Origin of the sequence: Streptomyces sp. DG2A-72 (assembly GCF_030499575.1) — a bacterium.
GTDB lineage: Bacteria > Actinomycetota > Actinomycetes > Streptomycetales > Streptomycetaceae > Streptomyces.
The window spans coordinates 4,020,835-4,034,205 of the sequence record NZ_JASTLC010000001.1; the positions used below are offsets into that span (position 1 = coordinate 4,020,835).

The following is a 13,371-nucleotide window of genomic DNA, read 5'->3' on the forward strand; positions in this document are numbered from 1 at the left end:
AGCCGTAACCTGAGGTCAGGGGAGCATCCAATCCAGCACCGGTGAACTCTGGCCGACCACGATCAGGCACATCACCATCAGCAGCCCCACACTCCAGGGCAGCACCTTGCGCAGTATGTCCCCTTCGCGGCCCGCGAGTCCGACGGCCGCACAGGCGATGGTGAGGTTCTGCGGCGAGATCATCTTGCCGAGGACACCGCCCGAACTGTTGGCGGCGGCCAGCAGCTCTGGCGACAGCCCCGACTCCCGGGCCGCGGTCACCTGGAGGGCACCGAAGAGCGCGTTGGCCGAGGTGTCCGAGCCGGAGACGGCGACGCCGAACCAGCCGAGCACCGGCGACAGGAAGGCGAGCCCGGCCCCGGCCGCCGCGACGAAGTGGCCGATGGTGGCGGCCTGTCCGGAGAGGTTCATGACGTAGGCCAGGGCCAGCACGGACGTCACGGTCAGGATCGCGAACCGCAGTTCGTGCACGGTGGCCACCCACTCCTTGACCGCCACGCGCGCGTGCACCCCGAGAACGACCGCACTGCACACACCGGCCAGGAGCACGAGCGTCCCGCCGGTGGAGACGATCGGCCAGGTGAAGACGTTGCCGCCTACCGGCTCGCCGTCCGGGCCCGCGACGTCCAGGAAGGGCCAGTCGTACGTCTGTGTCACCTCGTCCAGCCAGTCCTTGACCACCGGGATCTGGGCGACGGAGAAGATGGCGACGATCAGCGCGTACGGGGCGTAGGCGCGGACGACTTCGGGCCGCGGGTCCTCCACGTCCAGGTCCTCGCTGCGCACCCCGGTCAGTACGGAGGTGCGTACGGACTCGGCGGCGGGCACGCGCGCGTGCGGTACGGCGACCAGGGCGCCCGCGCCGAGCAAGGCGGCGCCGATGTCGGCGAGTTGTGCGGAGACGTAGTTGGAGGCGACGAACTGGCCGACGGCGAAGGCGATTCCGCACACCAGGGCGGGCATCCAGGTCTGCCGCAGTCCGCGCCGTCCGTCCACCAGGAACACCAGCACGAGCGGCACGACGAGCGCCAGCAGCGGTGTCTGACGCCCCACCACGGAAGCCACCGAGTCCAGCGGCAGGCCGGTGACTTGAGCGAGTGTCACGACCGGCGTGCCCATCGCGCCGAAGGCCACGGGCGCGGTGTTGGCGACCAGTGCGACGACGGCCGCGCGCACCGGCTCGAAGCCGAGCGCGACGAGCATGACCGAGCAGATGGCGACGGGCGCACCGAACCCGGCGAGTGCCTCCAGCAGGGCACCGAAGCAGAAGGCCACAACCAGCGCCTGGATGCGCGGGTCGTCGGAGAGCCGCCCGAACGACCGCCGCAGGATGTCGAAATGGCGGGTGCGGACGGTCATCCGGTACACCCACAGGGCGTTGACGACGATCCACAGAATCGGGAAGAGCCCGAACACGGCGCCCTGGACGGCGCTGGAGACCGTCTGGTCCAGCGGCATGCCGTACGCGAGCCAGGCCACCAGGGCGGCCGCCACGAGGCCCGTGAGGCCTGCCAGATGTGCCTTCATGCGGACGCCGCCGAGCAGGACGAGGACGATCACAAGGGGCAGGGCCGCCACGAGGGCGGACAGACCGAGCGAGTCGGCGACGGGTTCCAGTTCCTGGACATACACGGGCGCCTCCCGGATTCCGCCATGCGAAAGCGATTTCTCAGGGCTTCCGGAATGGTCGTGTCCGCAACAACTTCGCGTCAATGGGCGTGCGTCACTCAGCGAAACGCACAGGAACCGCACACGGGACACGCACAGAGAAACGGCCGAATCCGGTCGGCGTCAGCTGTCGGGAGAACGCAGCACCCGCAGGTGCCCCCGCCGGGCGACCTCCATCGGGTCGGCCCCGCGGCCACCACCACCGGCCTGCGCGGCACGCTCCTGCGGACGGGCCGCCTCGCGCACGGCGTTGGCAAGCGCTTCCAGATCGTCGCCGCTGGGTCGCGCCGGAGCCGAGCCGTCCAGCAGTCGTACGACCTCCCAGCCGCGGGGTGCGGTGAGGCGCTCGGAGTGCTCGGCGCACAGGTCGTAACAGTGGGGTTCGGCGTAGGTGGCGAGCGGGCCGAGGACCGCGGTCGAGTCGGCGTAGACGTACGTCAGCGTCGCAACGGCGGGTCGGCCGCAAGCGGTTCGCGAACAGCGACGTACAGGGCTCACGACGTTGGACGGTACCGCACTCTTGAGCGGGCCGCGACGACTCTCCACCACGTCACTCCACCGTGTCGTGTTGTGAAACGCCCCACACGCCCCTCTGAACGCACCCTTCTGACCTGCATAGACACCGCTTTCTGGTCAGCGGCACGAACCCGCCTCCGGTCACCCTTCGGTACAAACACCATCAATTGCCTTGAGATCGCCGGTCTCGGAGAGATACGGAATCGAGCCCAACGTTGGCTGGAATGGTCATCTTCCGGCATGCCGTACGGGTGGCCGGGCGCCGCGTGGAGGCGGAGCACCCGGCTCGGGCGGGGACTACGCTTCACCAGTGATGGACAACCCCGTACCGCCCCCTGCCGCCGGCTCCGGCCCCCGCCGTCGTGATCGCCACGGCCGGGGCATGCGCGGCCCGATCGCGCCACCGCAGGTGCCGCTGTCGGCGAGCCGTGCCGAGGCGTTCGCCGACCTGGTGCAGGACTCCGTGGAGCGCCTCGAACGACGGTGGCCGCAGCTCGCCGACATCGATTTCCTGGTGCTCGATGTACCGCGCCTCGACGGCCCCGGGCGGGCCTGGAACGACGAGGCGGTCCCGCTCGGCGGCACGATCCCCGCGCGCGACGGGCGGCACGCGCGGGTGGTCATCTACCGGCGACCGGTGGAGATCCGCACGAAGGGGCGCGACGAGCGGGCCGCGCTGGTCCACGAGATCGTCGTCGAACAAGTCGCCGAACTGCTCGGGCTGACCCCGGAGACGGTCGATCCGCGGTACGGCGAGGACTGAACCGGAGCGAGGCCTCCGGGCCCCTACTTCTGCAGCACCGCCAGGTCCTCGTCCGCCTCCGGCACCGACACCCTGCCCCGGTCGTCGGGCAGGGTCTGGACCGTGAAGGCGGGGACGCCGTTCGCCGTCCTCGCCAGGGTCCGGGACGCGTACACCGGCGCTCCTGAGACCGTCTCCACGGTCAGGGCGTACGCCCCCTTCACACCGGTCGGCACCGGCGCCTCGACGTCCTGTGTCGTGCCGGACTTGATCGTGTACGTCTTCGACACCGCCGTACCCCCGTCACTGCCCGCCGACGCGGTGACCTTGACCTTCGCGGTGCCGGTGGGCGCGGTCAGGGCCAGTGTGGAGCCCTTCTCCGTGTTGTCGGCCACCGTCGCGCGCGCGCCGACCGGCTTCGTCGCCGGGATGAACGCCGTCTCCTGCTTGGCGCCCTTGCCCCGTACGACCCGCACGGCGGCCACGACCGGCACGGACTGATCCGTCGGCGTCAGCACCAGGGAGCCCGCCTCCCCGCGCGTGACGTCGCCCAGGTCTACCGCTGTGGTCATGCCCGCCTTCACGTGCAGCGTCTCGTTCCCTGCCGGTGTGATCAGCCCGGACGGAGAAGCCAGCCGCACCTTGAGGTCGGCGTCCGCGCCACCGGGCGTGAAGGCGATCAGCCGCACCTCCGTGGCGTCCTTCGGGATGCCGGGCAGGACCAGGCTGCTCGCCGGATCAGTGGTCGCGGACAGCCAGTCACCGCCGAGCTTCTCGTCCAGCGCCTGCACCGCCGCACCCACCCGCCCGCTGCGGACGTTCACATGCACGGTCACGTCGGTCTGCTTGTCCGCGGTGAGCGTCGACAGCAGCACCGGCTCACTGGAGTGCGGCTGGACTGTGATGCCCTCACCCGCCGTCGACTCCAGCGCCCCGTCCTTGCCGTACAGCTCGATGTCGACGACCGCGGCGGAGTCGTCGGGGTTCGTCAGATGCACATAGTCGGTACGGTCCGCCGCGGTGCTGGCTCCGGGGAACCAGAAGTCCGTGTCCGGCGCGGAACAGTTGACTCCCTGCAGCCCCCGCCCCGTGCCCGCGTCGACCTGGGTGGTCTCCTGAACGGTCCACCCGGGCGCGAACTTTCCCTCGGCCGTGCCCACCAGCGCGGGCGAGTCGGCGCCGGAGACATCCCCGGTGACCGGCGTCCCGGGTTCCTTCGGCTCCAGGACGGGCTTGTCGGCCTTCTTGCCCTTCGCCTCGCCCCCGGCCTGCTCCTCCCCCGCGGACCGCAGCTCGGCCGAACCCTCGCCGTCCGTGCCCTTCGTGACGGGTGTGAAGGACGTGTACGACGTCTCGGCGAGATCCGATGTGCTCGGCGCCGGGCACAGCAGACTCGTGCGCTCCACGGGCAGTTCGGCCGCCGCCTTCGCGGTGTCCGTGCCGGTCGCCTCCGGCGCGGTCAGCGCGGCGAATCCGGTGACGGCGGCGAGGGCGGTGGCGCCGGCGATCAGGGACAGGGTGGTGCGGTTCACTGCTGACTCCCGTCGGGGCGCTCACTGCCGTTCGGGTACGGCTGCGCCGGGTCGTACGTCGCGTCGTAGCCCTGGTGATAGGTCCCGTCCTGGCCCTGCTCGTACGCGGTCTGCCCGTACGTCTGCTGGTCGTAGGACCCCGGCTGGCCCGAACCGCCGTACGCATAAGGGTCGTACTGCCCGCCCTGGTACGGGTCCGCCGGGTACTGCTGGCCGTACGACCCGTCCGGGTACTGCTGCTGGGTGGCGCCCTGGTACTGCTCGCCGTCATAGCCGCCGTACTGGGCGCCCGCGTAGTTCGCGTCCCACTCGCCGTACGACTGCTGCTGCGGAATCGCTGCCGGGGGCTCCTGCGGCGGAGGAGGCGGGAACTCCTCGGCCCGGTCCGTCTCTTCGGCCTCCGCCTGGGCGCGCAGGCGGCGGGCGCGGCGGCCCTCGCCCGGTACAGCCTCGGCCGGGACGACCGCAGCCTCCTCCGGGAGGTCGTCGTCGACGTCCCGGCGACGGCCGGGCAGGGCCATGACGACGAGGACGACGGCGAGGAAGCCCTGGGCCCACAGCCAGGCGGTGTGGGTGAGCGGCGCGTCGAAGGTGACGTCCAGTTGCCCGCCGGAGGCCGGGAGTTCGAAGCCCTGGGCCCATCCGTCGACCGTCTTGCGCGTCAGCGGCTTGCCGTCCAGGGTGGCCGTCCAGCCCTCGTCGGCGGTGTCGGCGAGCCGCAGGATCCTTCCCTCGGCGCCTGCCGGAATCGTGGTGTGGATCTCCACGGGCCCGGCGGCGACGGACTGCGCGCCCCCGGAGCCCGACTCGGAGACTATCGCCGCCCGCGAGACCTGCTGATCGACCCGCCACAGCGCCCCGCCGTCCTGCTGGCTCAGCCGGGACAGCCCGGGCGTGGCATCCAGCACGCGGGTCATCTCGCGCGGCGCGCCCTTGTGGACGAGGACATAGCGCACGGCGAACTTGCCGAGCTGGTCGGACTGATCGGCGCCGGAGCCGGCGACGAGGTTGGCGACGACCTTGTCCAGCGTGGCGTTCTCGCCGTCCGCCGCGGCCAGTTCGCCGTCACCCATGCGTGCGCCGGAACCGCGGACGAGCATGTAGCCGACGTGGGCCGCGGAGTCGCTGTCGAGGACGAGGGTGCGGGCCTGGTCGCGGGTGTTGCTCTCCTCGGCGACGAACGCGGGCACCTGCACCGGGTCGCGCCGCTCCAACGGCCCGTCGGCGCCGCTGATCATCCATCCGGCGGCGACGAGCAGCGGGCCCGCGGCCGAGGCGAAGGCGATCAGCGCGGCCACCGGCTGACGCCAGCCGAAGCTCTGCTCGGCGACACGCGCGCGTGCCCCGTCGGCGCCGAGCGCGGCGGCGGCGAGGAGGGCGATGCCGTAGACGAGGGTGGCGGGGCCGGCCCAGGTGGAGCTGTTGGACAGGACCGCGAAGACGAGGCCCACCAGAGCCACGGTCCAGGCCGTCCAGATTCCGAACTGACGGTGGGAGCGCATCAGGGCAGCCAGTGCGGCCAGCACGATGCCGATGAGCATCAGCCCGTTCACCGTGCCGGGCCCGCCGGGGCTGGCGCCGAGCAGGTCGGTGGCGGAGGCGGCCGAGGCGCCGTACTCCAGACCGGCTTCCTCGAAGAAGCCGGACGGGAGCAGGGTCAGCGACCAGGGCGCGAGCACCAGCAGGGGGGTGCCGAGCTGGGCCAGGAAGCGCAGGCTGTGGGCGGTGATGTCGGCGCGGCGCACGGCCAGCACGCCGATGCCGAGGACCAGCGCGATGGGCCACACGATCGGCGTGAACGCGGTGGTGACGGTCAGCAGCAGGGCGTACGCCCAGGTGGCGCGCCAACTGCCGTGCGCCCCCGAGGCGTTCGCCAGGCCGCTGGCCGAGATGCCCGCGCGCGCGAGGAGCGGCAGCAGGATCGCGAGGACGGCCGTGCCGATGCGGCCGCCGGCGAGCGCGCCGGTGGCGGCGGGCAGGAAGGCGTAGACGACGGCCGCCCACGCGCGCAGCAGCCGCGACTCGAGGAGCGGGCGGGAGGCGAAGTACGCGGTGAGACCGGCCAGCGGCACCGAGCAGACCAGCAGAACCGTGACCGCGAGCCCGGTGGAGCCGAACAGCGCGGAGGCCAGCAGGGCGACGAGCGCGAGATACGGCGGCGCGGACGGGGTACCGCCGGCGCCCACCCCGTGCCAGGAGTCCAGGTACCGCGACCACAGCTCGCTCGCTTCGGCCGGGGCGGGCAGCAGCGCGCCGCCCGCGAGCGCGCCGCCGCCGAGCAGTTGGCGGCAGGCGATGAGCGAGACGAACAGCAGCACCAGGAAGAGCATCGGGCCGGGGTTGCGGGCGATGCGCTTCAGGCGCGCGAACTGCTCTATCTCCAGGAAGTCCGCGTCGTCCCCGCCGGGCCCGGACTCGACCGCGCCCCCGTGCCGCCCGGCACCGGCGGCGGTCTCGGGGTCGGAGTCGCGCAAGAGGCTGCCCGCGGCCTGCTCGACGGTGGCCCGCACGGTCGCGCCGGGTGGCGGGAACAGCGCTCGCAGCTCGTCCTTCTCGATCTGCGGGCTGCCGCGCCTGCGTCGTCCGGCGATGATCCGCTCGGGCCGCAGCAGCACCGACAGCAGACCCCGGATCTCGTCGAGGGCCTGCCCGGGGACCTTGCCCACGAGATAGGCGACGGTCCGCAGCAGGGTGCCGAGCACCAGCCGCACCAGGACCCAGGGCAGCACGGCCGTCCGCGTGTTGACCAGCAGCGTGTAGACGGCGCCGGCCTTGTCGACCTTGTGCGGGGAGGCGGACGTACGGCCCACGCAGTCGACGGTGCGGCGCTCACGGGAGGCCGCCTCGGCGTGTCGTACGACCGCCTCGGGGGCGATGAGGACACGGTGACCGGCGGCCTGGGCGCGCCAGCACAGGTCGACGTCGTCGCGCATCAGGGGCAGCCGGCGGTCGAACCCGCCGAGCTGCTCGAAGACATCGCGCCGCACGAGCATGCCGGCGGTGGACACGGACAGCACGGTCCGGACGTGGTCGTGCTGGCCCTGGTCCTGTTCGCGGCGGTCCAGGCCGGTCCAGCGGCGGCCGGAGTTGGCGATGGTGACGCCGACCTCGAGCAGTTGCCGGCGGTCGTACCAGCCGCGGAGCTTGGGGCCTACGACGGCGATGTCGTCGCGGCCGAGCTCGTGCTCGTTCTCCACGACGCGCAGCAGCTGGGCCAGGGCGTCCGGCTCCGGGGCGCAGTCGTCGTGCAGCAGCCACAGCCATTGCACCGGCTCCCCGTAAGGGAGTTCGGGCATGTCGTACGTGTCGTCGCGCCAGGTGCGTGTGACGGGGTCCCAGCCGCTCGGGCGCTTCAGATAGGGCAGCTCGTCCGGGGTGAGGGCGGGGGCGGTGCGGCCCGCCTCCTCGACGGCCTGGCCGAAACCGGTGCGACGGGCGAGATGCAGCACACGGTCGGCGCCGAGGGCGTCGGTGAGCAGTTGGGCGGAGTGGTCCGCGCTGCCGGTGTCGGCCGCCATGGCGTACTGAACGGGGCGCTCCTGGCCGAGCAGCCCGGCGAGCGCGTCGGGCAGCCAGCGGGCGCCGTCATGGGAGACGAGCACCGCTGTCACTACATGACGCGGAAACTCAGGCGTGGCAGCGGCGTCTTGGTGGGCTGCCGTATGACTGTGCACGGACATCGAGGTACGGGCCCCGGTTCGATGGACTGCGGTGGACACCTGTGCCCACAGGGGGCAGCGGGACGTCTCGGACGAGCGACCACACTATCGGCTGGGCATGACGTCGGCCCGCCGCCTGTGGATAACCCACCTGCAACGGGCCGTTCGTCACATATGTACGAAAGGGATGCTTACCGTCCGGTCAGACGGCGGCCTTCTTCAGCCGACGTCGTTCACGCTCGGACAGACCGCCCCAGATGCCGAACCGCTCGTCGTTGGCGAGGGCGTACTCGAGGCACTCGGAGCGGACCTCGCAGGCGAGACAGACCTTCTTGGCCTCGCGGGTGGAGCCGCCCTTCTCGGGGAAGAAGGACTCGGGGTCGGTCTGGGCGCACAGCGCGCGCTCCTGCCAGCCGAGCTCCTCGTCCGCGTCGTCGACCAGCAGTTGCTGCACCAGCTCGGTCATGTGCGCCCCTCGTCAGTCTTTCGCGTCCCCGTGATGTAGCCGTTACCGATTCCGGCTGAACGACACGAGTGAAATTACAAGTGTGCTGCTCCGGGCGAGTCAAGCCGAGATCTGCTATTGAGCCCCTTATTCACTCTGCGGAACCAAGGCCTAGCGGAAAGTGTTCAAATCGTCCTAAACCTTGACAAGCAGATGAGGCCCCGGAGTGCCTCCGCCCCCGCGCAGAGCCTGTACGGAGAAGGACGCCCGGAACATCGATCCCGTTCCGACACACACTCGAATCGATCCGGATCACAGTCCGATCACGGGATCGCATCGAGGTTTGTGCGCCCGGTTGTGCGCCATGTGTCCCGGCCGCCCCGTGCACAAACCTTTCGCCACGGGGATGAACCGGATGAGGTGAACCGCGTCCCAGATACCGGGCGCCGAGTTGACAGTGCGAGGTGTCAACCGCTGTCCTTGTGAGCATGCTCGCGCACTTGGCACTCACCTCGACCCGCACCGCCGGGTCCCTCGGTGCTGCCCGCGCCCGCTGTAGCTGTTGTTGCTGTTCCTGCTGTTGAGCCTCGCGCGCTCCGGCTGCCCCTGAGTCCATCGGACCGGCTTCCACGCCCGTCGGACTCGGCTGTTGTTCCCCTCGCCTCCGCCGCTCCACTCTCCGCTCTTCTCTTCCGACGAGGAACCACCGCACCCATGAACAGCGACAGCGACCTCCAGATCGCCGGCGACATCCTTGAAGTCCCGCACCTCCTGCGAGCGCCGAGCGAGCACCCGGCCACCGTCGCCGACTTCGTCGGCCTGGCCCGCTCCATCGCCGCCGACCGCTCCCAGTGGGAGCACCTCGTCCAGTACGACGCCACGTCCCGCTGGTACCACCGGCTGCGCACCGGCCCCGGATACGAGGTGTGGCTGCTGTCCTGGGTGCCCGGCCAGGGCAGCGGGCGGCACGACCACGGCCCGTCCTCCGGCGTGCTGACCGTCCTCGACGGCACGCTGAGCGAGCACACGGAGCGCGGCACGCGCGCGTTGGAGGCAGGTGCTCAGAGGGTGTTCGCGCCGGGGTACGTCCACGAAGTGGTCAACGACGCGCTGGAGCCCGCGGTCAGCCTGCACGTCTATTTCCCGGGCCTCACCGAGATGCCGATGCACAGCGCCCAGTGCATAGCGGCCGCTCCGGTCTCGTAACCGCCTGCCGCGCTGTCGTACCCGCCTGCAACACTGATTCCCATGCGCATTGTGGTTCTGGCAGGCGGCATCGGCGGTGCCCGGTTCCTGCGCGGTCTGATGCAGGCCGTGCCGGACGCGGACATCACGGTCATCGGCAACACCGGGGACGACATCCACCTCTTCGGCCTGAAGGTCTGCCCGGACCTCGACACGGTGATGTACACGCTCGGCGGCGGCATCAACGAGGAACAGGGCTGGGGCCGGGCCGACGAGACCTTCCATCTCAAGGAGGAGCTCGCGGCGTACGGCGTCGGGCCCGAGTGGTTCGGGCTCGGTGACCGGGACTTCGCCACGCACATCGTGCGGACGCAGATGCTCGGGGCCGGGTATCCGCTGAGCGCGGTGACCGAGGCGCTGTGCGACCGCTGGAAGCCGGGCGTCCGGCTGATCCCTATGACCGACGACCGGGTCGAGACGCATGTGGCCGTCGAGATCGACGGCGAGCGCAAGGCCATCCACTTCCAGGAGTACTGGGTACGGCTGCGGGCGTCGGTGCCGGCCGAGGCGGTCGTGCCGGTGGGCGCGGAGCAGTCGAAGCCGGCGCCGGGTGTCCTGGAGGCGATCGCCGGGGCGGACGTCATCCTCTTCCCGCCGTCCAACCCGGTCGTGTCGGTCGGCACGATCCTCGCCGTGCCCGGCATCCGCGAGGCCATCGCCGACGCCGGGGTGCCGGTCGTGGGCCTGTCCCCCATCGTCGGGGACGCGCCCGTGCGGGGCATGGCCGACAAGGTGCTCGCGGCGGTCGGCGTCGAGTCGACGGCCGCGGCGGTCGCCGAGCACTACGGCTCGGGCCTGCTGGACGGCTGGCTGGTCGACACCGTCGACGCGGCGTCCGTCGAGCGTGTCGAGGCGGCGCGCATCCGCTGCCGGGCCGTGCCGCTGATGATGACCGACCTCGACGCGGCCACGCAGATGGCCCGGGAGGCGCTGGCCATGGCGGCGGAGGTTCAAGCGGCATGAGCACGGCACCTGACGACGGCTACCGGGTCTGGGCCGTTCCCGGTCTTCCCGAGGTGGCCGCGGGCGACGACCTCGCCAAGCTGATCGCCGCCGCCGAACCCGGGCTGGCCGACGGGGACGTACTGCTCGTCACCTCGAAGATCGTGTCCAAGGCGGAGGGACGGGTGGCGGCGGCGGACGACCGGGAGGCCGCCATCGACGCCGAGACCATACGGGTCGTGGCCCGGCGTGGACCGTTGCGGATCGTCGAGAACCGGCAGGGGCTCGTGATGGCCGCCGCCGGGGTCGACGCCTCCAACACCCCTTCCGGGACAGTGCTGTTGCTGCCCGAGGACCCGGACGCGTCCGCGCGCGCGATCCGCGACGGGCTGCGGGACGCCCTCGGCGTCACCGTCGGAGTCGTCGTCACCGACACCTTCGGGCGGCCCTGGCGTACGGGGCTCACGGACGTCGCGATCGGTGCGGCCGGGGTGCGTGTGCTGGACGATCTGCGTGGGGGGACGGACGCGTACGGCAATCCGCTCAGCGCGACCGTCGTGGCGACGGCGGACGAATTGGCCGCCGCCGGAGACCTGGTCAAGGGCAAGGCCGCCGGGCTGCCCGTCGCCGTCCTGCGCGGGCTGGCGCACGTGGTGGCCGCGGACGACGGGGAGGGGGCGCGGGCCATGGTGCGCGGCGCGCGCGACGACATGTTCCGGCTGGGCACGTCCGAGGCGGTACGGGAGGCGGTGACTCAGCGGCGTACGGTACGGGCCTTCACGGACGAGCCGGTGGACGCCGGTGCGGTGCGACGGGCGGTCGCCGCGGCGGTGACCGCGCCGGCGCCGCATCACACCACGCCCTGGCGGTTCGTACTGCTGGAGTCGGCGGAGTCCCGGACCGAGTTGCTGGATGCCATGCGGGACGCGTGGATCGCCGATCTGCGGCGGGACGGGAAGAGCGAGGAGTCCATCGCCAAGCGGGTGCGGCGGGGGGACGTGCTGCGGAACGCGCCGTATCTGGTGGTGCCTTGCCTGGTGATGGACGGGTCGCACACGTACGGGGACGTGCGGCGGGACGGGGCCGAGCGGGAGATGTTCGTGGTCGCGGCCGGGGCCGGCGTGCAGAACTTCCTGGTGGCGCTGGCCGGGGAGCGGCTGGGATCGGCGTGGGTGTCGTCGACGATGTTCTGCCGGGATGTCGTGCGGGAGGTGCTCGGGCTGCCGGAGCGCTGGGATCCGATGGGCGCGGTGGCGGTCGGTCATCCGGCGGAGGAACCGCGGCCTCGGGCGGAGCGGGATGCGGGGGCGTTCATCGAGGTGCGGTGAGGGTGTCGTACGGCCGCTTTCGTGCGGCCGCGTTTCGTCGAGGTGCGGTGGCGGTGCCGTACGACCGCCTAGTCTCGTAGAGCTTCTCCCTCACCCCTAGGACCTCATCCGTGGCAGGACGTTTCGCTCCCCGGCCCACCCGTACGACCGTGCGTGGTGGGCATGTCGCCGTGCCCGGGGGTGGGGGTGTGCCGCGGCAGACTGTGGCGCCGGGGCGAGTACGGACGTATGTGCCGGAGGGGCCGGTCGATCTTGGGCTGGTGCTGGGGCCGTTGCGGCGGGGGGCGGGGGATCCGACGTTTCGGGCGGCGGCGGACGGGTCTGTGTGGCGGGCCAGCCTTACGCCCGGGGGGCCTGGGACGTTGCGGGTCGCGGTGCGTGGCGGTGAGGTGTGCGGGGAGGCGTGGGGGCCGGGGGCCGAGTGGCTGCTGGAGCGGTTGCCCGAGTTGGTCGGGGGTGCCGACGATCCGTCTGTCTTCGAGCCGCGGCATCGGCTGGTGGCGTTGGCTCGGCATCAGCGGCCGGGGTTGCGGCTGACGCGGACCGGGCTGGTGCTGGAGTCGTTGATTCCGTCGGTTCTGGAGCAGAAGGTCACGACCGGGGAGGCGTATCGGGCGTGGCGGATTCTGGTGCGGAAGTACGGGGAGCCGGCGCCGGGGCCGGTCGGGGGGCGGATGTGGGTGATGCCGGCGGCGCGGACGTGGGCGTTGATTCCGTCGTGGGAGTGGCATCGGGCCGGGGTCGACAACAAGCGGGCGTCGACGATTCTTCGGGCCGTGCGGGTGGCTGCGCGGCTGGAGGAGGCGGTGGGGATGTCGGCGGAGGCGGCGCAGGCTCGGTTGGAGGTGGTGCCGGGGGTGGGGCCGTGGACGTCGGCGGAGACCGTGCAGCGCAGTCATGGGGCGGCGGATGCGGTGACGGTGGGGGATCTGCATTTGCCGGGGATCGTGGGGTGGGCGTTGGCGGGGGATCGGGATGCGGATGACTCCGTGATGCTGGAGTTGTTGGAGCCGTATGCGGGGCAGCGGCATCGGGCGGCTCGGTTGATTCTGTTGAGTGGGCGGACGCCGCCGCGGAGGGCTCCGCGGATGCCGAAGACTGATATCGGGCGGTTGTGACGCGCCCTTCGCCGAGGTGACCGTCGTGCCGTTCTCGCCCCCGCCGCCCCTACCCGTCCCATCCCTGAGGGCTGCGCCCCCAGACCCCGCTTCGGCCTGAACGGCCTCGTCCTCAAACGCCGGACGGGCTGAAAATGCCGACCGGCGTCGAGAAGCGAGCGTCCCCAGCGGGTGGG

The 13,371-nt window shown here is 71.6% G+C and carries 10 protein-coding genes; 5 read left to right on the forward strand and 5 right to left on the reverse strand.

Features of this window, described 5'->3' with window-relative positions; translation table 11 throughout:
- Positions 1–15: 15 nt before the first annotated feature.
- A complete protein-coding gene (locus tag QQY66_RS18910; protein ID WP_301981526.1) occupies positions 16–1,632 on the reverse strand; it encodes an L-lactate permease in 1,617 nt (538 codons plus the stop codon).
- A 159-nt stretch (positions 1,633–1,791) separates the two neighbouring features.
- Entirely contained in the window at positions 1,792–2,214 is a 423-nt protein-coding gene (locus QQY66_RS18915; protein ID WP_210576335.1) for a DUF3499 domain-containing protein, read from the reverse strand.
- 283 nt (positions 2,215–2,497) lie between these two features.
- On the opposite strand from QQY66_RS18915, the gene QQY66_RS18920 reads away from it, so the two are divergent.
- Complete coding sequence (locus QQY66_RS18920; RefSeq protein WP_301987390.1) at positions 2,498–2,947, forward strand: metallopeptidase family protein; 450 nt, start codon at positions 2,498–2,500, stop codon at positions 2,945–2,947.
- A gap of 23 nt (positions 2,948–2,970) precedes the next feature.
- Here QQY66_RS18920 and QQY66_RS18925 read toward each other — a convergent pair whose 3' ends face one another.
- The 3 genes from QQY66_RS18925 to QQY66_RS18935 all read right to left on the reverse strand — a co-directional run bounded on the left by QQY66_RS18925 (position 2,971) and on the right by QQY66_RS18935 (position 8,583).
- On the reverse strand, positions 2,971–4,458 hold the full coding sequence (locus tag QQY66_RS18925; RefSeq protein WP_301981527.1) for a DUF5719 family protein: 1,488 nt from the start codon (positions 4,456–4,458) through the stop codon (positions 2,971–2,973).
- Positions 4,455–8,138: a glycosyltransferase gene (locus tag QQY66_RS18930; protein ID WP_301981528.1), complete on the reverse strand. Its 3,684-nt coding sequence runs from the start codon at positions 8,136–8,138 to the stop codon at positions 4,455–4,457. The genes QQY66_RS18925 and QQY66_RS18930 overlap by 4 nt, the downstream gene beginning before the upstream one ends.
- A 181-nt stretch (positions 8,139–8,319) precedes the next feature.
- Complete coding sequence (locus QQY66_RS18935) at positions 8,320–8,583, reverse strand: WhiB family transcriptional regulator (RefSeq protein WP_003975777.1); 264 nt, start codon at positions 8,581–8,583, stop codon at positions 8,320–8,322.
- 693 nt (positions 8,584–9,276) lie between these two features.
- Here QQY66_RS18935 and QQY66_RS18940 point away from each other — a divergent pair.
- The 4 genes from QQY66_RS18940 to QQY66_RS18955 all read left to right on the forward strand — a co-directional run bounded on the left by QQY66_RS18940 (position 9,277) and on the right by QQY66_RS18955 (position 13,195).
- Positions 9,277–9,768 (forward strand): cysteine dioxygenase family protein, encoded by a 492-nt coding sequence (locus QQY66_RS18940; protein WP_301981529.1) that lies wholly within the window; start codon positions 9,277–9,279, stop codon positions 9,766–9,768.
- 42 nt (positions 9,769–9,810) lie between these two features.
- Positions 9,811–10,770 (forward strand): 2-phospho-L-lactate transferase, encoded by a 960-nt coding sequence (gene cofD / locus QQY66_RS18945; RefSeq protein WP_301981530.1) that lies wholly within the window; start codon positions 9,811–9,813, stop codon positions 10,768–10,770.
- Positions 10,767–12,077 (forward strand): coenzyme F420-0:L-glutamate ligase, encoded by a 1,311-nt coding sequence (locus tag QQY66_RS18950; protein WP_301981531.1) that lies wholly within the window; start codon positions 10,767–10,769, stop codon positions 12,075–12,077. The genes cofD and QQY66_RS18950 overlap by 4 nt, the downstream gene beginning before the upstream one ends.
- A gap of 110 nt (positions 12,078–12,187) precedes the next feature.
- Complete coding sequence (locus QQY66_RS18955) at positions 12,188–13,195, forward strand: DNA-3-methyladenine glycosylase (RefSeq protein ID WP_301981532.1); 1,008 nt, start codon at positions 12,188–12,190, stop codon at positions 13,193–13,195.
- Positions 13,196–13,371: the final 176 nt, after the last annotated feature.

Excerpts from the sequence above, each read along its gene's own strand:
- QQY66_RS18920 (WP_301987390.1), top strand. The coding sequence starts at position 2,498 with ATGGACAACCCCGTACCGCCCCCTGCCGCCGGCTCCGGCCCCCGCCGT.
- QQY66_RS18930 (WP_301981528.1), bottom strand. The coding sequence starts at position 8,138 with ATGTCCGTGCACAGTCATACGGCAGCCCACCAAGACGCCGCTGCCACG.
- QQY66_RS18935 (WP_003975777.1), bottom strand. The coding sequence starts at position 8,583 with ATGACCGAGCTGGTGCAGCAACTGCTGGTCGACGACGCGGACGAGGAG.
- QQY66_RS18940 (WP_301981529.1), top strand. The coding sequence starts at position 9,277 with ATGAACAGCGACAGCGACCTCCAGATCGCCGGCGACATCCTTGAAGTC.
- cofD (WP_301981530.1), top strand. The coding sequence starts at position 9,811 with ATGCGCATTGTGGTTCTGGCAGGCGGCATCGGCGGTGCCCGGTTCCTG.
- QQY66_RS18950 (WP_301981531.1), top strand. The coding sequence starts at position 10,767 with ATGAGCACGGCACCTGACGACGGCTACCGGGTCTGGGCCGTTCCCGGT.